Source organism: Mesorhizobium sp. M0701 (genome assembly GCF_040320365.1).
GTDB lineage: Bacteria > Pseudomonadota > Alphaproteobacteria > Rhizobiales > Rhizobiaceae > Mesorhizobium.
This window is the reverse complement of record NZ_JAMYPO010000015.1, coordinates 41747-61978: the sequence shown is the minus strand read 5'-3', so window position 1 is coordinate 61978 and position 20232 is coordinate 41747. Positions and strand designations below refer to the sequence as shown.

22 protein-coding genes and 1 pseudogene are annotated in these 20232 nt (G+C 62.9%); 13 read left to right on the top strand and 10 right to left on the bottom strand.

Annotation, left to right across the window (positions count from 1 at the left end; genetic code table 11):
* The 8 genes from NKI24_RS16730 to NKI24_RS16695 are packed head-to-tail and all read left to right on the top strand — an operon-like array spanning window position 1 to window position 6361.
* On the top strand, window positions 1-534 hold the full coding sequence (locus tag NKI24_RS16730) for a c-type cytochrome (protein ID WP_352684437.1): 534 nt from the start codon (window positions 1-3) through the stop codon (window positions 532-534).
* The gene (locus NKI24_RS16725) at window positions 531-1679 is read left to right on the top strand and encodes a hypothetical protein (protein WP_352746776.1); all 1149 of its coding nucleotides are present in this window, start codon (window positions 531-533) and stop codon (window positions 1677-1679) included. The genes NKI24_RS16730 and NKI24_RS16725 overlap by 4 nt, the downstream gene beginning before the upstream one ends.
* Window positions 1672-2124, top strand: a complete 453-nt coding sequence (locus NKI24_RS16720) for a hypothetical protein (protein WP_352744873.1) — start codon at window positions 1672-1674, stop codon at window positions 2122-2124. The genes NKI24_RS16725 and NKI24_RS16720 overlap by 8 nt, the downstream gene beginning before the upstream one ends.
* Window positions 2121-2873, top strand: coding sequence for an SCO family protein (locus NKI24_RS16715; RefSeq protein WP_352744870.1), 753 nt, complete (start codon window positions 2121-2123; stop codon window positions 2871-2873). The genes NKI24_RS16720 and NKI24_RS16715 overlap by 4 nt, the downstream gene beginning before the upstream one ends.
* On the top strand, window positions 2870-3841 hold the full coding sequence (gene coxB / locus NKI24_RS16710; protein ID WP_352701979.1) for a cytochrome c oxidase subunit II: 972 nt from the start codon (window positions 2870-2872) through the stop codon (window positions 3839-3841). The genes NKI24_RS16715 and coxB overlap by 4 nt, the downstream gene beginning before the upstream one ends.
* On the top strand, window positions 3838-5475 hold the full coding sequence (ctaD, locus tag NKI24_RS16705; RefSeq protein WP_352746772.1) for a cytochrome c oxidase subunit I: 1638 nt from the start codon (window positions 3838-3840) through the stop codon (window positions 5473-5475). Before coxB ends, ctaD begins: the two co-directional genes overlap by 4 nt.
* Window positions 5472-6110 (top strand): cytochrome c oxidase subunit 3, encoded by a 639-nt coding sequence (locus NKI24_RS16700; protein WP_352744865.1) that lies wholly within the window; start codon window positions 5472-5474, stop codon window positions 6108-6110. Before ctaD ends, NKI24_RS16700 begins: the two co-directional genes overlap by 4 nt.
* The gene (locus NKI24_RS16695) at window positions 6107-6361 is read left to right on the top strand and encodes a cytochrome C oxidase subunit IV family protein (protein ID WP_352744863.1); all 255 of its coding nucleotides are present in this window, start codon (window positions 6107-6109) and stop codon (window positions 6359-6361) included. The genes NKI24_RS16700 and NKI24_RS16695 overlap by 4 nt, the downstream gene beginning before the upstream one ends.
* A 47-nt stretch (window positions 6362-6408) precedes the next feature.
* Here the strand turns inward: NKI24_RS16695 and NKI24_RS16690 are convergent, their stop codons facing one another.
* The 3 genes from NKI24_RS16690 to NKI24_RS16680 all read right to left on the bottom strand — a co-directional run bounded on the left by NKI24_RS16690 (window position 6409) and on the right by NKI24_RS16680 (window position 9454).
* Window positions 6409-6696 carry a hypothetical protein gene (locus NKI24_RS16690; RefSeq protein WP_352746769.1) on the bottom strand — a complete coding sequence of 96 codons (288 nt, stop codon included), beginning with the start codon at window positions 6694-6696 and terminating at the stop codon, window positions 6409-6411.
* 478 nt (window positions 6697-7174) lie between these two features.
* Entirely contained in the window at window positions 7175-8575 is a 1401-nt protein-coding gene (locus NKI24_RS16685) for a phospholipase D family protein (RefSeq protein WP_352449561.1), read from the bottom strand.
* Window positions 8576-8638: 63 nt separating this feature from the next.
* On the bottom strand, window positions 8639-9454 hold the full coding sequence (locus NKI24_RS16680; RefSeq protein ID WP_502901465.1) for an endonuclease/exonuclease/phosphatase family protein: 816 nt from the start codon (window positions 9452-9454) through the stop codon (window positions 8639-8641).
* Window positions 9455-9697: 243 nt separating this feature from the next.
* Between NKI24_RS16680 and NKI24_RS16675 the strand changes: the two genes are divergently transcribed.
* Both NKI24_RS16675 and NKI24_RS16670 read left to right on the top strand, forming a co-directional pair.
* Window positions 9698-10600: an alpha/beta fold hydrolase gene (locus tag NKI24_RS16675; RefSeq protein ID WP_352457822.1), complete on the top strand. Its 903-nt coding sequence runs from the start codon at window positions 9698-9700 to the stop codon at window positions 10598-10600.
* A gap of 63 nt (window positions 10601-10663) precedes the next feature.
* On the top strand, window positions 10664-11074 hold the full coding sequence (locus tag NKI24_RS16670) for a DUF427 domain-containing protein (RefSeq protein WP_352473066.1): 411 nt from the start codon (window positions 10664-10666) through the stop codon (window positions 11072-11074).
* A gap of 31 nt (window positions 11075-11105) precedes the next feature.
* Here NKI24_RS16670 and NKI24_RS16665 read toward each other — a convergent pair whose 3' ends face one another.
* From NKI24_RS16665 to ku, 4 genes are all read right to left on the bottom strand, one after another.
* Window positions 11106-11522: an HD domain-containing protein gene (locus NKI24_RS16665; RefSeq protein ID WP_352746760.1), complete on the bottom strand. Its 417-nt coding sequence runs from the start codon at window positions 11520-11522 to the stop codon at window positions 11106-11108.
* Window positions 11523-11650: 128 nt separating this feature from the next.
* Window positions 11651-12022, bottom strand: a complete 372-nt coding sequence (locus NKI24_RS16660) for an avidin/streptavidin family protein (protein WP_352746757.1) — start codon at window positions 12020-12022, stop codon at window positions 11651-11653.
* Window positions 12023-12097: 75 nt separating this feature from the next.
* A complete protein-coding gene (locus tag NKI24_RS16655) occupies window positions 12098-13498 on the bottom strand; it encodes a PAS domain-containing HWE histidine kinase family protein (protein ID WP_352746755.1) in 1401 nt (466 codons plus the stop codon).
* Between the two features lie 93 nt (window positions 13499-13591).
* A complete protein-coding gene (gene ku / locus NKI24_RS16650) occupies window positions 13592-14425 on the bottom strand; it encodes a non-homologous end joining protein Ku (protein WP_352746752.1) in 834 nt (277 codons plus the stop codon).
* A 120-nt stretch (window positions 14426-14545) separates the two neighbouring features.
* On the opposite strand from ku, the gene NKI24_RS16645 reads away from it, so the two are divergent.
* Window positions 14546-15010, top strand: coding sequence for an NUDIX hydrolase (locus tag NKI24_RS16645; RefSeq protein WP_352449554.1), 465 nt, complete (start codon window positions 14546-14548; stop codon window positions 15008-15010).
* A gap of 54 nt (window positions 15011-15064) precedes the next feature.
* Here NKI24_RS16645 and NKI24_RS16640 read toward each other — a convergent pair whose 3' ends face one another.
* A complete protein-coding gene (locus NKI24_RS16640; protein ID WP_352449553.1) occupies window positions 15065-15667 on the bottom strand; it encodes an alpha-ketoglutarate-dependent dioxygenase AlkB in 603 nt (200 codons plus the stop codon).
* Between the two features lie 111 nt (window positions 15668-15778).
* Here NKI24_RS16640 and NKI24_RS16635 point away from each other — a divergent pair, with 111 nt between their 5' ends.
* Both NKI24_RS16635 and NKI24_RS16630 read left to right on the top strand, forming a co-directional pair.
* Entirely contained in the window at window positions 15779-15994 is a 216-nt protein-coding gene (locus NKI24_RS16635; RefSeq protein WP_352449552.1) for a KTSC domain-containing protein, read from the top strand.
* Window positions 15995-16154: 160 nt separating this feature from the next.
* Window positions 16155-16311: pseudogene (locus NKI24_RS16630) on the top strand (histidine kinase); the annotation flags it as partial.
* Between the two features lie 37 nt (window positions 16312-16348).
* Here the strand turns inward: NKI24_RS16630 and NKI24_RS16625 are convergent.
* Both NKI24_RS16625 and NKI24_RS16620 read right to left on the bottom strand, forming a co-directional pair.
* Window positions 16349-17530 (bottom strand): acetate/propionate family kinase, encoded by a 1182-nt coding sequence (locus NKI24_RS16625; protein ID WP_352746749.1) that lies wholly within the window; start codon window positions 17528-17530, stop codon window positions 16349-16351.
* Complete coding sequence (locus NKI24_RS16620) at window positions 17530-19941, bottom strand: phosphoketolase family protein (RefSeq protein ID WP_352746747.1); 2412 nt, start codon at window positions 19939-19941, stop codon at window positions 17530-17532. The genes NKI24_RS16625 and NKI24_RS16620 overlap by 1 nt, the downstream gene beginning before the upstream one ends.
* Between the last annotated feature and the right edge of the window lie 291 nt (window positions 19942-20232).

Sequence of the window (20232 nt, the reverse complement as noted above, 5' to 3'; positions counted from 1 at the left end):
ATGCGCACGATCCTGCTGTCGGCAGCCTTGCTGGTCGCCGGCTGCCGGCAGGACATGGAGGACCAGCCGCGCTACGATCCGCTCGAAAGCAGCAACCAGTTCGCCGACCGCATGTCGGCGCGGGCGCCGGTCGAGGACACGGTCGCACGCGATGCCGATCTTTCGCCGGTACCCGACACGTTTCCCTATCCGGTCACGATGACGCTGCTGCGGCGAGGCCAGCAGCGCTTCGACATTTTCTGTTCGCCTTGCCACGGCCGCGCCGGCGACGGCCACGGCATGATCGTCGAGCGGGGCTTTCCAGCGCCGCCCACCTATCATCAGGACGCGCTGCGCAAGGCGAGCGACAGGCATTTCTACGACGTCATCAGCAACGGCTATGGCGCCATGTATTCCTACGCGGCGCGTGTCCCGCCTGCCGACCGCTGGGCGATCGTCGCCTATATCCGCGCCCTGCAATATTCGCGCGATGCACCAATTGCCGAGCTGCCGGAAAGCCTCCGCGCCGAGCTCAATGCGGAGCCGGATCGATGATGCGGGCGATGATGCGGCTTGCCGCCGAACGTTTGATTCTGCCGGCGCTTGCCGTGGCCGCCGTCGGACTTGTGCTTTGCGCCACGGGATTGGCCTTCGACTTCAGAGCCACATTGGCCGGCTGGCTGCCTGCGGCGCTCTTCCTGCTCGGCCTACCGCTCGGCGCGCTGACCATCCTGATGGTGCATGGGCTGACCGGCGGCCGCTGGGGCGAGGCAATCCGCCAGCCGCTGCGCGCTCTCGTCGCGACGCTGCCGCTGGCGCTGCTTCTGCTGCTGCCGGTTCTGGTCAGGCTCTACCTGGTCTTTCCCTGGGCGAGTACCGACGCGGCTGCATTGCCCGAGATGGTGCGCCAGAAATTCTCTTATCTGAACGTTCCGTTCTTTTTGCTGCGCTTTGCCGCCTGCGCCGCGATCTGGCTGGTGCTGGCGTGGCGCGTGCTCGACTGGACAACGGCCGATGGCGGCCACGGCAGCGCCGGCCGCGGCAAGGCCTATGCCGCTGGATTGATTGCGCATGGGCTGGCGCTCACGATCTTTGCCATCGATTGGATGCTCTCGCTCGAGCCGGAGTTCTCCTCGACCATCTATGCGCTGCTGGAAGCGTCCGCCGAAGTCGTTGGCGCTTACGCCCTGGCGATGACGGTACTGTGCGTGAACCGCTCGATCGAGGTCATGGCGGGCGGCGAGGAGGATGTCGCGCTCAGCGAGGATTTGGCCAACATGCTGTTCGGCTTCGTGCTGCTGTGGACCTACCTGTCGTTCATGCAATGGCTGGTGACCTGGGGCGGCGACCTGCCGAACGAGATCCGCTGGTACCTCATCCGCAGCAGCAATGGCTGGCAGTATCTGCTCTGGCTGCTGATTGCGCTGCAATTCGCGGTCCCCTTTGCCGAGCTGCTCAGCCGGGATCTGAAGCGCAGCCATGCCGGCCTGCTGTCGATCTGCGGCATCGTGCTGGCCGGCCACTACGTCGATGTCCTGTGGCGGATCAGACCGCCGTTGGCGGACGGTAATGTGATCGCATTCTGGTACGATCTTGCCGCGCTGGCAGGAGCTGGCGGCCTCTGGCTTGCGCTGCTGCTTTTCGTGCTTGGCCGGCCGGACCGGATCGCCCTCTGGTGCCGGAGGCCGGTCCATGGCTAGGGCGGCCCGCCATCCCGAAACGCGTGACGTCTGGCCGGGCGCGCTGCTTGCCTTCGCGGCCGGCCTGCTGCTGCTCCTGGCCGCAACAGTCATCGTCCTCGGGTTCATCTTCGACACCAGGCCGTTCTGGCCGCTGCCGGGACCGTCATCGGTCGGCAAGCGGGGCAGTCCAGCCTTGCAGCGCTTTCCGGAAGACGACCTCGCTGCCTTCCGCAAGGCGGAGGAGCGGGAGCTGAACAAGGTCGGCTGGGTCGACCGCACCGCCGGCATTGCCCGCATTCCGATCGAGGACGCCATGTGGGCGATCGTCAGCCATGGTTTGCCGAACTGGGGGCAGCCGGCGCCGGCCGCCGGCGCCGACTGCCGATTGGTCGAGGCCGAGATACCACGCGCGCCACAGGCCGCGCGCTGCCGGACCGCGCCAGGCCAGGGAGGCCGGCCGTGAAGGCCTGGCTAACTGCTTTTTCCCTTCTCGCGGCACTGCCGGCCATGGCTTTCGCACGCCCGGCCTTCGATCCCGAGATCGGCGCGCAGCTCAGCCTCGACCGGGTGTTTCGCGATGCGTCCGGCGAGCAGCGCACGATCGGCCAAATGCTTGCCGGCCGGCCGGCGCTGCTGATTTTCGGCTACGACAAATGCCCGAACCTTTGTGGTGTGACCCAACAGGCGGTCGCCTCGGATTTGAAAAAGACCTCGCTCGACCCCGACACCTATCGCGCTTTGTTCGTCTCGATCGATGCCGCCGACACGCCCGAAGATGCGGGCGATGCGCAAGCCACGGTCGCCGCGGCGGCCGACGCGAGGAACCTGTCGGCGTGGCGGTTCCTGACCAGTGCCGACGGCGCCGGCGGCGCCCTTGCCGCGGAAGCCGGCATCAGTTTCGACACCCACGCCCCGATCGACCAATTCGCCCATCCGATCGCGGTCATCGCGCTGACGCCAAAAGGCCGGATAGCGCAGGTGCTGCCGGCGCTGAGCTTCACGCCGCGCGATCTTGAGCTTGCCCTTGTCGAGGCATCTTCCGGCAGGCTCGGCTCGATCGCCGATCATGTCTTCCTGCTCTGCGCCGGCTTCGATGCGTCCAAGGGGCGATATACGCCGGCGATCTGGGCTGCGTTGAAGCTCGCCAGCATCGTGATGGTGGTGGGGTTGGCGACGGCCATACTGCTGCTGGCGCGCGGGAGGCGGGCGTGAGCTTCGGCATCCGGTTTTTCCCGCAGGAAGCCTCGTCCATCGCAGGCAGCGTCGATGCCTTGTTCTACACATTGCTGGCTTTCGCAGTCGCGCTCGGCCTGTTCCTGACCGTTCTCGTTGTCGGCTACGCCGTCAAATATCGTATCGGCTCCGCAGCCGACCGTACCGGGGCGCGTGCCCGCAGCCTGCCGCTGGAGATGACGTGGACCATTGCCAGCCTGGTGATGGCCTTCATCTTCTTCGGCTGGGGCGCAGTCCTTTTTGTCCGGCGCGACCGTCCGCCACCGGACGCCGTCGAGATCGCCGGCCTCGGCAAGCAATGGATGTGGGAATTCCGCCATCCCGGCGGCCAGCGCGAGATCAACGAGCTGCACGTGCCGGTCGGCAAGGCGGTGGTGGTGTCGCTGGCATCACAGGACGTCATCCACTCCTTCTACGTGCCAGCCTTTCGGGTCAAGCAGGATGCCGTTCCCGGACGCACGGCCAATGTCTGGTTCATCGCCACGCAGCCGGGGCGTTATCACCTGTTCTGCGCCGAATATTGCGGCACGCAGCATTCCGAGATGGGCGGCTGGGTGACGGTGCTGGCGCCGGAGCAATATGCATCATGGCTCGGCAGTCAAGGTGAAGGCGAAAGCCTTGCCACGAGCGGCGGGAAACTGTTCCGCGCGCTCGGCTGCTCCGGCTGTCACGGCAATTCCAGCAAGGTGCGGGCGCCCGGCCTCGATGGGGTTTTCGGCCAGCCGGTGGCGTTGGCCAACCGGCAGACGGTCATCGCCGACGAACGCTATCTGCGCGATTCGATCCTTGTCCCGAACAAGGAAATCGCCGCCGGCTACCAGCCGGTGATGCCGAGCTTCGACGGTCTCGTTGACGAAGCCGAACTGCAGATGCTGATGGCCTATCTCAAATCCCTATCGCTCCAATCTCCCTCGTTCCCGGCGGCAAAAAACGAGGCGCCGCAATGAGCAGCGATTTGGCGTCGGCAAGCTATCTCGCAGAAGGTGCCGGGCCGCGCTCCTGGCTGCTGACAACCGACCACAAACGGGTGGCGTGGCTCTATTTCGTCTCGCTGACGGCCTTCTTCTTCCTCGGCGGAACCTTTGCCGTGCTGATGCGCATCGAGCTTGCGACGCCGGCCGGCGACCTGGTCTCCGACGATGTCTACAACCGGCTGTTTTCGCTGCACGGCATCATCATGGTGTGGCTCTTCCTGGTGCCGTCGATCCCGGCAACGCTCGGCAATTTCCTGCTGCCGCTGATGATCGGCGCGCGCGACCTCGCCTTTCCACGGCTCAACCTGGCAAGCTGGTACGTCTTCATGTTCGGCAGCCTGTTCACGCTCGCCTCGGTGGTTTTGGGCGGCGTCGACACCGGCTGGACCTTCTACACGCCGCTGTCGACGCTCTATGCCAACGGCTTTGTCTCGACCGCGGCATTCGGCGTTTTCATCGTCGGCTTTTCGACGATCATGACCGGCATCAATTTCATCGTCACCGTCCACACCTTGCGAGCGCCTGGCCTCACCTGGTTCCGGCTGCCGATCTTCGTCTGGACGCTGTACGCCACCAGCCTGGTGATGGTGCTGGCGACGCCGGTGCTTGCAGCATCGCTGATCCTCATCGTGCTGGAGCGCGTCTTCGGCATCGGCATCTTCAATCCCGCCCTCGGCGGCGATCCGCTGCTGTTCCAGCATCTGTTCTGGTTCTACTCGCACCCCGCCGTCTACATCATGATCCTGCCAGGTATGGGAGTGGTCTCGGAAGTGCTGCCTTGCTTTAGCCGCCGGCCGCTGTTCGGCTACAAGGCCGTCGCCCTGGCTTCGATCGCGATCGCCGTCTTCGGCTTTCTCGTCTGGGGCCACCACATGTTCGTCAGCGGGCAGTCGGCCTATGCCGGCGTGGTGTTTTCGTTCCTGTCCTTCTGCGTCGCGATCCCATCGGCGATAAAGGTCTTCAACTGGAGCCTGACGCTGCGCAAGGGCGAAATCAGCTTCGAGACGCCGATGCTTTATGCGCTGTTCTTCCTGGCATTGTTCACCTTCGGCGGGCTGGCCGGCCTTTTCCTTGCCGCGCTCGCCATCGACGTCCACGTTCACGACACCTATTTCGTCGTCGCCCATTTCCACTACATCATGGTAGGCGGCATGGTGACCGCCTACATGGCAGGGCTGCATTTCTGGTGGCCGAAACTCACCGGCCGAATGTATTCGGAGGTTTGTGGCCGTATAGCCGCGGCTGTGACCTTCATCGGCTTCAACCTGACCTTTTTTCCGCAATATGTGCTCGGCTTTCTGGGCATGCCGCGGCGCTACCATACCTATCCGCCGGAATTCGCTTTCTGGCACATCCTGTCGTCGGCTGGCGCCGTGGTGCTGGCGATCGGCTATCTGATGCCGCTCCTCTACTTGGCATGGTCGCTGTTTCGAGGCGCGCAGGCGCCGGCCAATCCGTGGCGAGCGACCGGGTTGGAATGGCAAACAAGCTCGCCGCCGCCAGCGCATAATTTCGATCGCATGCCGACCGTCACCAGACCAGCCTACGACTATCCAATGAAAGGCCTGACCGAGAAACGGTCGGACCCGGTGGAGGATCTGGTTTGAAGTCACCGACGACAAGCATCGCCTTCGACCGGCCGGCTCGCGAAACGGCTGCCGACAGCTTCGCCATGTGGGTGTTCATCGGCTCCGAGGCGATGCTGTTCGGCGCCATCCTGCTCGTCTTCATGTTCGCCCGGTTGAGTTATGGCGACGCCTTCGCCGGCGCGGCGAAGCATCTGTCGCTGCCGTTGGGCACGGCCAACACCGTCGTCCTGATCACCAGCAGTTTTGCCATGGCGCTCGCCCATATGTACACGGTCGCGCGGCGATGGCGCGCCGCTGGCTGGGCATTGGCTGCGACGGCGCTGCTCGGCGTCGTCTTCCTGGCGATCAAGGCGACGGAGTACGCCAGGGAATTCAGCGAAGGGCTGGCGCCGGTGCTCGGCGCACCTTTCATCTATAAGGGCCCGGATCCTGTTCATGCCGAATTCTTCTTCGGCCTCTATTTCGCGATGACGTCACTGCACGCCTTGCATCTGATTTGCGGCGTAATCGTCATCGGCGGCATCCTCGCGCTGTGGCCACGCACGATCGAGGCCAGCCGGTTCCGGCGCGTGCAGGCAATCGGCCTCTATTGGCATTTCGTCGATGTCGTCTGGGTCTTCCTGTTCCCCGTCCTCTATCTGATCAACAGATGAGCGAGTTCCGCAAACTCACGCTTGCTTATATCGGGCTTTTAGCCTTGCTGGCCCTGACCGTCGGCTCGTCCTTCCTCGCGCTCGGCGGCTTCAATTCGGCACTCAATCTGGTGATCGCCGCGGCCAAGACCGCCGTCATCGCCATCCTGTTCATGCATCTCGCCAACGACGGCGTCCTGCCGCGTCTTGCGGTCGCTGCTGCCGGGTTTTGGCTGATGATCCTGTTCGGGCTGACGCTGATCGGACAATAGGCCGAAGCGGCGCACCTCGTGATGCCTTGCCTGCGCTCGGACCGGCCTCATATGGCCCGCTTTTGCCCGGCCGCCAGCGTAGAAATCTTTTGGCCGTGGCAATTGAGTTGCCGGGCCTCGTCCTCGGCTGCGTCTTCGAGCTTGGCGACGAGCAGATCCTTGAGGTCGCCAACCTCTTCCTCGATGTCTTCGATGGGTACGCCGGCATCGGCCGCCTCTTCCTTGCATTCCCTGGCGAGGATTTCCGCCTCCCTTTCAAGCTTGATCGGAGGCGGCGGCACATGAACGTTTTCGTGGATCCAGTCCTGCAAGAATTCTATCGCACTGTCACTCATGGCGCTCACCTATAGCGGCAACCCTGTAGTGCACATTAACGTACGTGCTGCAAAATGGATGCTTGGCAACGCCGGATTTCGGGTAGCGATACTTGACGATAGCGTGATCGCTTAGGAACTGGAGCTTCTGCAGCCAAATGGAATCACTTGGCGTCGCGGAATTGCGTCTAACCAGACAGTTGGAGCGGGATCTAATTTGAAGCATCCCGCCCTAAGACGTGTTGCGCCGACGCGCCGGTGTTGCTCGATTCGGATCGCTTGTCGGCCGACCATCGTCATCGGCAGCAGCCGGTCGTGTCGGCCGCTCAGCGGCGCGGTCGGCGCGCATTTTGCGTTTATGCGCCATCCAGAACGGCAAGAGCTCGGCAAGAAAACTGTATATCGTGGTCTTCATCGGCATGCTCCGGACACGGGTTACAACTCGTGATCCCCGAGTTCCGTTCCGACAAAGAGTTCCGTTCCGACAAATCCGTCGCTTCTACAATTGCGATTCGATCGGCAGGCAGCCAACCAGCGCTGCAACGATGCGCCGATAGAGACTGGCCTCCGGTTCACGCGAATATTGACGCATCTCGCCATCCGCCATGCCGAGCCACCGCAAGGCCCCTTTGTCCAGGACCAGTTGATAGCTCGTCTGCGGCGACTTTTCGTGCTCGAACAGCCGGCGCAACTCCATCACCAGATTGGCATCGTGGAAAAGCACGCCCATTTCCGCATTCAACGACACCGAACGCGGATCGAAATTGAAGGAACCGACAAACCCCAGCGTGTCGTCGACCGTAAAGGCTTTGGTATGGAGGCTGGCTCCCTTTGAGCCGAAAACGGAGATGTTGGCCTGGCGGTTGAAGGGTTGCAATTCGAAAAGCTGGATACCTTTTTTAAGCAGCTTGCGGCGGTATCTGGCATAGGCGCCGTGCACGGCGGCGACGTCCGTCGCGGCGAGCGAGTTGGTGAGGATTGCAACCTCGGCGCCACGATCCACCAGCTTCGACAGGATGGCCAACCCGGTGCGGCCGGGGATGAAATAGGGCGAGACGATTTCGAGGCGCTGCCTGGTCGCCGCGATAGCGGGAAGCAGCTCTTTGGTCAGCCAGTTCCTGCGCCGCTTGCCGCGCACCTTTTCCGGCGGATCGGAAATGACGCGAACGCCTTTCGTCCAGCAGACGTCGCTGTGCGCTGCAATGAACTCCGTGATCGTGCGCCAGGCACTGAGGCTGTTCAAAAGCTGGCCGTCCGCGGTCGCATCGAGATTGTCGAGGAAATCGGCGCGCGAGCCCACCGCAGCCGGGTTGAGCAGCTGGATCGGCTTTGCCGCCTCGCAATTCCAGAACGCCTCGAATATCTGCATCGTCTGCCCTACGGCAGGACCGAGAAGCAACAGGTCGAGATCACGGAAATTTGTCTCCGCGGCGTCGAAATAGGCATCGCCGATATTTCTTCCTCCGACGATGGCCAGGCTCCCGTCGGCGATCCAGGCCTTGTTGTGCATGCGGCGGGTCATCGCAAACAGCCGGGCGACCATCTCCAGCGAGCGAAAGATGCTGCCGTTCCTCATGCCGCTGGGGTTGAACAGCCTCAGCTCGATGTTCTTGTAGCTGTTGAGCGCCAGGTAAGCGGCGTCGCTGTTGCGCGGATTGATATCGTCCAGCAGCATGCGGACGCGGACACCGCGCTCCGCCGCCTTGACGACCTCCTGCATCAGCAGCCGGCCGCTATGGTCGTCGTGCCAGAGATAGTACATCAGGTCGAGGCTGCTGGTGGCACTGCGCGCGGCAAGGATTCGTGCGGCAAACGCGTCATAATTGTCGGCGATCAGCACCAGCCCGCTATTGCCGGCAGCGATCTTGTCCCGGGCAAACCGCGAAATGGCTGTATCCATAAAGTGCACCGACAAACATCAGCGAAGCAAACCGTCTGAAATCTGACTAACAACCCTTCAGGTTCATTCTGGTTGCAGTCGCGGCTGCCTTATCGCGTCAAGGTTCAGCCGGGCCTTGATGGGCAGATGGTCGGAGGCGCGCTGCGCCAGCGGCGTCTTGTGCACCTCGATGCTGGAAATCAGGTGCGGCGGCCTGGCCAGGATGCGGTCGAGCGCAAACAGCGGAAAGCGCGACGGAAAGCTCGGCAGAACCGCATCGATCGGACCGAAATGCGGCAGCAGGGCCAGCAGCGAAGACCTGTTGCGGACGCGCCATTCGTTGAGGTCGCCAAGCAGGATTGTTGGCCGCAGAACCGGGTGCGTGGCTTCGACAAGTGCGTTGGCTTGCTGCGAGCGCGAGCGCCGCAGCAAGCCGAAATGCGCGGCTATGATCCTGAGCGAGACGCCCTTCAGCTCCAGGTCCGCAATCACCGCGCCGCGCGGCTCGAGGCCGGGCAGCCGGATCTGGTTCACGCTTTCGACCACGCCGCGGCGTGCCAGGATCAGATTTCCATGCCAGCCATGGCTGCGGCGGTTTTCCGGGATGTGTGTGGGGACGAGATCGCTGTCGCGCTCGAGTGCTGCGAGATCCAGCAATCCCTGCCTGCTTCCGGTTCTTTCGTCGGCCTCCTGCAAAGCGATGATGTCGGCGTCGAGTTCCTTGACCACGGTCGCGACCCGCTCCGGATCGAACCTGCCGTCGGTGCCGACGCATTTATGCACATTGTAGGATGCGACCGTAGTGCATGAAATTTCATTGCCGGGTGCCGCAAACCGCGGCACTTCCCTTCGCAGCGCAGCGCCAAGCGACCTTGGGAGGGTAGGCGATCGATCCAGCATGTGGTCCATTTGCTGTTGAGTCGGCGAGTGGCTGCCATTGCGATTATGGCGCGTGCGGAGGTCTGAAACAACGACGACCTTGGAAAACCGTTCCCGTCGGTCTTCTTCCACCGCGAGCAGCGGTGAGGTTTCATTGGAAGTCCGCCTCTGTCATGGAACAATCGCAGCCGCGCGCGGTTCAGCAAACTTGCGCCGAAAACGATCTGACGCCATGCGGCGTGATCGAAACGGGATGGCCGGATCATGGAAACACCCACCTTCTGCACCACGCCGTTGCTGCGCATCGCGTACATCGCCGGTGGCCCTGGAGCCGGCGCGCCCGTTCTGCTTCTCCACGGCTGGCCGGACGACGCAACCACCTTCACGCGCATTGCGCCTGTCCTGCATCGTGCCGGCTTCCGCACCTTTGCGCCGTGGCTGCGTGGGTTCGGCAAAACCACCTTCCTGTCGGACGAGACCATGCGATCCGGTGAAATTGCCGCCATGGCTCAGGACGTGATCGATTTCGCCGACGCATTTGGCCTCGGCCGTTTTGCGGTCGTAGGCCACGATTGGGGCGCGCGGATCGCTTACCTGCTCGCCTCGGTATTTCCCGAACGGATACGGTGCTGCTCGGCATTGTCGCTTGGCTGGCAGCCGGGCGAATTCGCAACGCCGCCGTTGGACCAGGTCAGGGCATTCTGGTACCAATGGTTCATGGCAACGGATCGCGGCGCCGAGATCGTTCGCCAGCAAGGCAAGGCGTTCGCGCATTTTCAATGGGAAAGCTGGAGCCCGCCCGGCTGGTTCGAGGAAGAGCTTTTTGACAGCGTTGCCGCTTCCTTCGAAAATCCCGATTGGGCCGACGTGACGTTGCACTCCTACAGGGTTCGCTGGGGCGAAGCCGATCCCGATCCGCGCTACGCCGATCTTGCCCGGCGTCAGATTTCCGCCAAGTCCATTCCCGCGCCTACTCTGACGATCCACGGCGATGCCGACCGCGTTGTGCTGCCACAATCGTCCGAAGGCAAGGAACTATACTTCACGGCCCATTACGAGCGCCAGCTTCTGGCTGGCATCGGCCACTTTCCGACGCGCGAAGCACCCGAGCGCGTTGCCGATCACCTTGTCGGGTTCCTCGACAGTTTCGGAAGAGGAGAAGCGTAGAACTGGAACCCTGACCGGCGATAGTACGTTTCGGGAAGGCAGCGCAGTCAACGGAGAAGTCGAATGCAGTCCTTAGCCGCAGATTCCGCCCCCCGCCCAGGCCCGCTCAGGATTGTCCCGTTTGATGGAACCGTGACCGTCCGGTTCTCCGATGCCATTATTGCGTCGAGCGAGCGGGCAAAGGTGCTCTATGAAGACGGCCATGATCCTGTTTTCTACATACCCTTCGAGGACATCTATTTCGACCTCTTGGAGAAGACGAACACGACGAGCCACGGCCCGCTGAAGGGCACGGCAAGCTATTGGCGTGTTCATGCGGTCGGTTCGTCGGCAGAAGACTTCATGTGGGCCTACGAGACGCCCGACACCCCGGCATTGGCGATCGCCCGCCATGGTGCGTTCGATCCCGGCAGGGCGCGGATCGACGCCGATCCCGCGGAAGACAAGCGGCACACGCCGCACGTCACCGAGTAGACCCACATCGGCGACAGCCGCCAGCTGTCCGTCAGCTCGCGAACTCTTCCCTGAGAATGCGCAGGCCGTCTTCGTATTTCGCTGTCGAGGCACCGATCTGCCGTGCCTGCCATAGATTGTCGGCGAGATCCGCGCGCTTGACCGGCAATGCCAGCGGGTTGGCCGCAGCCCTGCGAACGAACGCGGCATCGCCCTCATTCGGCCGCCGCGTCATGGCATCGACGGCCGATACGATGGACGGTCCAAACCCGGCCGCCTCAAGCCGGTCGCGGTTCCAGCCGTCGCCTTTTTCGACGACGTCGTGAAGATAGGCGATGGCTTTCTGGTCGAGCGTTTCGATGGCATCGACAACCCGACGGCAATGTTCGATATAGGGCCGCCCTGTCTTGTCAGACTGTCCGGCATGGGCCTGTTCGGCGATTTTCGCTGCGCGATAAAGCACGCTCATTGGGTCGACCCCGTAACGAACAGCGCATGTCCTGGCTAACGCGCCATCGTCAGCGCGAGTTCCGATGCACCGCGGGAACCCTGCTGCCTCACTTGCGAGCTGAATGCCGCGGCGGCGGGCCCGACACGTCAGGAGACGCGTTCAAAACTGTCGAGGCTGGTTCCAAAGGCGCGCCAGGCGGGCAGTTTCCTGGCTCGGGCCGGGGCACCTTCCTTTTCCGCCGACAAAGCGGCATCCGCAACGGTGTGCCACAGCATCTCCAGCTTCCCATCCCTGAGAATGCCGGTATAGCTCACCGCTGCGGCTCCGACCCGCCCTTCGGCCGCGCAAGTGAAGCCGATGACGTCTCCACGGCAGGCTCCGAACAGCGGCACGGTCATGCCGAAGAAGGCGCTGTCCTCCAGCGCCGTCCGGAAGGTTCCGCTGATCCGTCCGCCCTCTTCGCTGGTCAGTTCGACCACCGACCCGTACTGATTCCGCCAGGTGCCCAGCCAACTCATCGCTGCTCCTCCTGATTGCTACCACAGGGATTGCGCTAACACACGGCCGCCAAGCCGCGGCCGAGGCAGCGGCCTTCAATCAGCCGCGATGCCGGCCGTCGACATCTGAACGAAGCGCAGCGGCGCTTCCAGCGTCCAGCTGATGCCGTGCCTGGCGAATTCCAGGCGGCCGGTGCCGCTGAGCGCCTGCGGCGTGACGCGTTTGAGCACAACCGTTCCGAAACCGCGTCGCGTGTTTTCATCCACCAATGGTCCGTCCAGCTCCCGCCAGACAAGGCGGAAGCCATCGCTGCGATCGGCGGCTGGGGTCACGGTCCATTCGACCTCGACCCGTCCGTCATGGTGCGACAGCGCTCCGTGCTTTACCGAATTGGTGGCCAGCTCGTGAAAGGCAATGCCGAGATATTGCACGGCGTTCGGCTGCAGCATGATCATCGGCCCGCTCATCGACAGCCGGGCCTGTGTCGCGAAGGCCTTGGTCTGGGCATGGATCAATTCGCCGATGGTCGCGCCACGCCATTCCGCATCGACCAGGAGGTCGTGCGATTCCGAAAGCGCCATGATGCGTTCCCGGACCCGTGAAAGGAAGGCCTCTGGCGTACCCGCCAGCTTGCTGGTCTCGCGGATCATCGAGACGATCACCGAATACTGGTTTTTAACGCGATGGTTGACTTCGCGCATGAGTGTGCGGATGCGCCGTTCGCTTTCCTTGTGGGGGCTGATGTCGCGCGCGATCTTGGAGGCGCCGATGATACGCCCGATGCCGTCGCGTATCGGCGAGATGGTGAGCGAAACCGGAACCAGGGTGCCGTCCTTGCGCTGCCGGATAGTCTCGTATGAAGGAATCCGTTCGCCGGCGCGAATGCGGCTGATGATCATGGCTTCCTCATCCAGGTGGTCGGGCGGGATGAGGATCGTCACCGGGCGCCCGATCGCCTCGGCGGGCGTATAGCCGAACAGGCGTTGTGCCGCGTCGTTCCAGCTGGTGATAATGCCGTTCAGGTCTTTGGACACGATGGCGTCCATCGAGGATTCGACGATGGCGGCGAGCCTTATGCCGGCGTCGTCGGCCAGCGTCTGCATGCGCAGGTCGAGCAGGGTGTTGATGGCACCGACAACCTCGCCGGCTTCATTGCGAAGCAGGACCGGATGCGCACTGAACGGGATGAGTTGGCCGTCCGGCCGCTCGGCGATGGCTCGGCCCCCACGAACGTCCCGCTCCTCGAGCAAGGCAACGGCCATTGGACACTCGTCATGCGTCATCGGTCGCCCGTCGAGGTGGCGAAGCTTCCATGACCCGCACCAGCGATCCTGGCCGATAACCGGACGATATCCCCAGAGATCGGCAGCGGCTTCGTTGAAGAAGGTGATGTAGCCTTGTTTGTCGGTAGTGTAGACGGCCACAGGCAACGCCTGCATCAGATCGGCGGAGGAAACTTGCGGGATCCCGCCAGTCCTTAGTTCAACGACGTCCACCAGTCCCCCGCTCCGCTTGGCTTGCCGACGGATTGCTACGTCATCTAAATGCGCGCGAGCATTTTCGGTTCCGTTCGATCCGCTTTCGGACATTCAGGCTGATTTGCGTTTCGGGGCCGTTCTCGGCTTTTTGCTGGGAGCCTTGCCGCCTTCCTGCGCCAGGCTTTTGCGCAGAACATCGGCGAGATTGATGACGTTCGTCTTGGGCTCAGGTGCCGGCTTGGGCGGTTTCTTGCCCTTGCGCTTGGCCTCGATCATTGCAACCAGCGCCTTTTCATAAGTATCGTCGAACTTCGACGGGTCGAATTTGGCGGGCTTCTTGTCGATCAGCAATTGCGCGATTTCCAGCATCTCGGGATCTACCTTGCGAGCCTTCAGCCCTTCGAACACCGCGTCCGCCGCGACCACTTCATTGTGGTTGCGTAATTCCGTCATTACCATGCCCTTGCCCAGCGGTTGGATCAGCACCTCTCGGCCTCGCTGGTAGAGCACGACGCAGGAGCGGGCTGCTACCTTTTTCCTGGCCATGGCGTCCCGGATCACCGCGAAAGCCTCCGTGGAGGGCGCGTCGGCCGGAACGAGATAGTAGGGTTTTTCGAGGTAGCGTGCGTCGATTTCGGCGGCAGGCACGAACTCGCCGATTTCGAGCGTATGCTGCGATACCATCTTCAGTTTCTTGATTTCGTCCGGCTCTATATGGATGAACTCACCCTTTTCGACCTCATAGCCTTTTACCTGCTCGGCCGCCTCGACCGTGTCGCCGGTCTCCTCGTCTAGATAGGCGCTCTTGACCGGGAGACCGTCCTTGCGGTTCAGGATCCTGAAATGCACTTTCTCGGCCTCGCTGACGGCACCCATGATCTTGACGCCACAGGAAACCGATCCGACTTTCATAAAGCCCTTCCAGGCAGCTCGCGGCGTCGCCATGTCGATTACTCATTTGTCGAACGGACGGAACGGCTGCGCGCGGAAATCGTTCCGCCATGGCAGGCTGTTCCATATGCCGGCCCGGACGTTCGTTTCATTTTCGTCAGGGGAAATAGCGGAATGGCCCAACGCAGCGCAGGATTGCTCATCTTTCGCCGAAGGGAAGGACATCTCCAGATCTTGCTGGTGCATCCGGGCGGCCCATTCTGGGCGACGAAGGACGACGGCGCATGGTCGATCCCGAAGGGCTTGGTCGACGAGAACGAGGACGAGCTGGCGGCGGCAAAACGCGAGGCCGAAGAGGAGCTAGGCGTCGCCATCGATGGCGTTTTCGAACACCTTGGCAGCTACAGGCAGCCGGGCGGCAAGCTCGTCATCGCATGGTGCGTCGAGGCGGATTTCGACAGCGACGCCATCAGCAGCAACACCTTTGTCATGGAATGGCCGCCAAGGTCCGGCTCGATGAAGGAATTTGCCGAAGTCGACAAAGCGGGCTGGTTCTCCCTGCCTGAAGCCAACCTCAAGATCCTGAAAGGCCAGCGCGCCATGCTGGCGGACTTTGCCGGCCGGCATGGCGACGGATGAATTTGTTTCAGCCCAGTTCTTAGGGCAGTGCTCGGGCTTCCTCACCGCTCTGCTTTAAGCGCGTTGCGGCCGCAGCGTGCGCAACGTGATCGAGTAGCGATGCTCCGCCCCCGGCGGAATGCTGTGCTCCCATTCGCTGCGCGCGGCGCCCGTCATCAGATAGGCCGATCTTGGCTCGACGGTGACCGTCTTGCGGTCCCATCGCGTGCCGTTTTTCCGCCGCAGGCGAAAGCTGCAGGCGGCCAGCAGGGAAACACCGGCGACGGCCTCGAAATGAGGCTTGTCGCGGTGCCAGCCAATACCGGCGCCCGGCCGGTACTCGTTGATCAGCACCTGCACGAAGGTCTCGGCGGGCAGGCGGGCGAAGGCTGCAACCTTTTCCCTGAGCGGCAGCAGAAAGCCGGGTATCGGCGGTGCCTCGACGACTTCGCGCCGGTCGTAATCATAACGCAGCCCAAAACCGACCACCCGCCGGTTTGCCAGATGGCCGTGAAAGTCGAAGGCCTGAAAAGGCAGGCTTGCGAGCTGGCTCGCCAACGCTGCTTCTTCGTCCGGCGTGATCAGTTCGGGCCGGTAGCGGAATCCTTCCGGCAGATCGTCGGCGGCGGCAAAGAGATCGCCCTGGCGGGCTGCAGCCGATGTCTTGGGCGATGGCATCAACCGTATTTGGTAAAGCCGGCCCGTAGCGGCAAGGCTACTTCGGCAGGAAGGAACCTCGCTCTCCGTGCAGGGTTATTCACACGACGGGGTGGATTGGACCTGTCGAGGATGCCTTCAACTGCGATCAGAAGCATCGATTACCAACCGGCGACGAGGATCCTCTCCGTATGGTTCGTCCCGAGCGGAAACCGCTATGATTACGAGGACGTGCCGCCGCAGGTCCACGCGGCATTCCGCAAAGCCTCGTCAAAGGGCCGGTTCTTCAACGAGCATATTCGCGACCGGTACAAATACCATCTGGTCGAGCAGAGCCAGTCGAGCTGAGCCTTCAGCCGCTTCTCAACCACGATCTCGGCTCTCCGCCATGCCTGGCCGCGTGGTGGCAATGAGCGGCCTTCGCAGTTGGCGAGCGACCTGATATTGATCATGGTCCCACCCGAAACATCGAAAGCTTGGAATGTCCGCCGAGCCGAAAAAACCGAGCGAAGGCGAGACCTGGCCGAAACCCGGCAAGCTCGGAGCACTGATCGCTCAATCGCTGACCGAAAAATGCCAAAGCCCGGTTCGAGGTGGATTCTGCCCCCGGCAAAGGAACGCGGGTGACCATCGTGTTCAACAGATCGGCCGCCCTCGCGACGTAGCCGGTCGAGCAAGCGCCGCCATTCGAGGCCATCCGCCTCAGCCGGGCCCCTCCATCACCTTGCGCGTGTGGCGGGCGATGACACCTTCTTCGTCGGTCGCCACGACGCGGACTTCCACCTTGCTCTCCGCCTGGCTCATCAGCGCGGCATGAGAGCTGTTGGCGGCCTCGTCGATCGCCACGCCGAGCCAGTCAAGCCTGTCGCAAATCGCTTTACGGGCCGTGGCCGAGTGCTCGCCGATGCCGGCGGTGAACACCAGGCATTCCAGCCCGCCCAGCGTGTTGGCGAGGGCGGCAACTTCCCTGGCGGCGCGGAAGGCGAAAAGCTCCACCGCTTCGCGGGCCCGGCCGTCGTCGCTGGCTTCCAGCGAGCGCATGTCGCCGGAAATACCGGACACGCCGAGCAGCCCGGATTCCTCATAGAGCATGTGCTGCAGTGCCTCTCCCGAAACGCCTCTTTCCAGCAGCAGGTACAAAAGCACGCCCGGATCGATGGCGCCGCAGCGTGTGCCCATGACCAGGCCATCAAGCGCCGAAAAGCCCATCGTCGTATCGACGCTTCGCCCGTCGCGCATGGCGCACAGGCTCGCCCCGTTGCCGAGATGGGCGACGATGGTTCTTTTCGCCGCCAGATCGGGCGATATCTGCTTGAGCCGGCCGGCAACATATTCGTAGGAAAGCCCGTGAAAGCCGTAGCGGTGGATGCCGTCCGCCTCGTAGCGGCGCGGCAGCGCAAAACGACTGACCAGAGGCTCGATGGTCCGATGGAAGGCCGTGTCGAAGCATCCGACCTGCGGCAGGTCGGGCCGCAGCGCGGCAAGCGCCCGGATTGGTGCGAGGCTGCGTGGCTGGTGCAATGGCGCAAGCGGGGTCAGCCTGTCGAGAGCCTCGATAACTGTCGGCGTCAGGCGGACAGGTTCGACGAACTCGCGTCCGCCATGGACGATGCGATGGCCGGCGGCGATCAACTTCCTTCCGCCAAGTTCGTTCTCGATCCACTGCAGCATCTGGCCGAGGCCCATGTCGCGTGATGCGTCCGCGGTAAGTGGCCGATCGCACTGCAGCTCCCCATCGGCGGCTTTCGCGGTCAGCCTTGGCGCATCGCCCAGATCCAGCGAACCGCGCGAGGCAAGATCCGGCTCGGCGGACGCTGCAAGGTCGTAAAGTCCGAACTTGATGCTGGACGAGCCGGCATTCAACGCAAGGATCGATCGTCGCATCAATCGCCGGCCCTCGTCGCGCCGTCCTGCGGCCAGGACCATTTCTGAATCTCGGGCATGTCCTCGCCATGTTCGCGGACATAGGCCGTATGCTCAGCCAATTTCCCATGCAGCGCCGCGGCAAGCTCCTTCGCCCGCTCGGCCAGCCCCGGCACGCGCGCGATCGCAGCGAGCGCCAGATGATAGCGGTCGAGCTGGTTGAGCACGACCATGTCGAACGGCGTCGTCGTCGTGCCTTCCTCGCGAAAGCCGTGCACATGCATGTTGTCGTGATTGGCGCGCCGGTAGGTCAGACGGTGAATGAGATAGGGGTAGCCGTGATAGGCGAAGATGACCGGCTTGGCCCTGGTGAACAGTGCGTCGAATCTGTCGTCAGCAAAGCCATGCGGATGCTCGGAATTCGACTGCAAGATCATCAGGTCGACGACATTGACGACGCGGATCTTCAGGTCCGGAATGCCCGAGCGCAGGATGTCGGCTGCGGCAAGCGCCTCCAGTGTCGGCACGTCGCCGGCGCAAGCCAGGACCACATCCGGTTCTTCGCCCTTGGCAACCGTCCCGGCCCATTCCCAGATGCCGGCGCCGGCCTGGCAGTGCGCTTCCGCGTCCTCGGCGGACAGCCATTGCGGCGCCGGCTGCTTGCCGGCGACGATGACGTTGATGCGGTTGTAGGTTTTCAGGCAATGGTCGGTGATCCACAGCAGCGTGTTGGCGTCGGGCGGGAAATAGAGCCTGACCGTGTCGGCCTTCTTGTTGGCGACGAAATCGGCAAAGCCCGGGTCCTGATGGCTGAAGCCGTTATGATCCTGCCGCCAGACATGCGAGGTCAGCAGGTAGTTGAGTGAGGCGATCGGCTTGCGCCAGGCAAGCTCGCCGGAGGTCTTCAGCCATTTGGCATGCTGGTTGACCATGGAATCGACGATGTGGACGAACGCCTCGTAGCACGAGAACAGGCCATGGCGGCCGGTCAGCAGATAGCCCTCCAGCCAGCCTTGGCAAAGATGCTCGCTGAGCACTTCCATGACGCGACCGTCACGGGAAAGATGGACGTCGTAGGGCTCGATCCGCTCCATCCAGACCCGGTCCGTAACCTCGAACACGTCGTCGAGGCGGTTGGAGGACGTCTCGTCGGGTCCCATCAGCCGGAAATTCCTGGCATCGGCGTTCAAGCGGATCACATCGCGAAGATAGCTTCCGACGGTCCGCGTCGCCTCTCCGACAGCACCGCCCGGACGCTGTACGTCGAGCGCCAGGCCTTTCCAGTCGGGAAGCACCAGGTCTTGTTTCAGCAGGCCGCCATTGGCGTAGGGGATTGCGCCCATTCGTCTTGGTCCTGTTGGCGCAAGCGCAGCGAGCTCCGCCAGGAGATGGCCGCCTTTGTCGAACAGTTTTTCCGGCTCGTAACTGCGCATCCAGTCTTCCAGGATCTGGCGGTGCGCCGCATCGCCGCGTGCATTCGACACCGGCACCTGGTGCGAACGCCAGAAATCCTCGACTCGTCTGCCGTCGACCTCTTTCGGCCCGGTCCAGCCCTTTGGGCTGCGCAGCACGATCATCGGCCACAGCGGCCGCTCTCCCTTCCAGCCCGCGGCTCGTGCCGGCTCCTGGATGGAGTGGATCCGGTCGAGCACCGTATCGAGCGTGCGGGCCATCTCGCGATGCATCGCGGCAGGTTCATGACCTTCGACAAAAAAGGTTTCGTAGCCATGGCCGAGGAACAGGCTGCGCAACGCCTCGTCTTCCATGCGGCCGAGGATCGTCGGGCTGGCGATCTTGTAGCCGTTGAGATGCAGGATCGGCAGGACGGCACCATCGGATGCCGGGTTCAGGAACTTGTTGGAATGCCAGGCCGCGGCGAGCGGGCCGGTCTCGGCCTCGCCGTCGCCGACGACGCAGGCAACGACAAGGTTCGGATTGTCGAAGGCGGCGCCGAAGGCATGGACCAGCGCATAGCCGAGTTCTCCGCCTTCGTGGATCGAGCCGGGCGTCTCCGGAGCGGCGTGGCTCGGCACTCCGCCGGGAAACGAGAACTGCCGGAACAGCTTTCGCAGGCCGTCTTCGTCCCCGCCGACCTCGGGATAGATTTCGCTGTAGGTGCCCTCGAGCCAGGTGTTCGCGACCATTGCCGGGCCGCCGTGACCCGGACCGCAGATGAACAGGACATCGAGACCACGTTCACGGATGATCCGGTTCAGATGCACATAGATGAAATTGAGGCCGGGCGTCGTGCCCCAATGGCCGAGCAGCCGCGGCTTGATGTGCTCGGGCCGCAAGGGCTCGCGCAAGAGCGGATTGTCGAGCAGATAGATCTGGCCAACCGAGATGTAGTTCGCGGCGCGCCAGTAGCGGTCCATCAGATCGATCTGGTCAAGGCCGGTCGTATGCGCAGCGGTGCGGGCCTCGTCGTTCATGGAAATGCCTCCGGAATACCCTCGTCCGTCGTTATCTGGAGTGGCGTCGCGTCGGAGAAAGGATTTGCCTCGAAATAAGTTTGGGCGGCGCGGCCGGCGCCCGCTTGTCGATCCTGCAACGCGCCTCGCCAGACAAAAGCGGGTCGGTCTTTTGGGGAACCTCGGGGCTTGCCAACGGTTAGGAAGATGCACCGCATTGCTTGAATCCAAGGGGACCGCCGAGGCCCTGAGATATGAGCCGGCCGAAGTGCCGTTGAGCAGCTTGGGCGATTGCAGCGGAAGCCCTAGGAG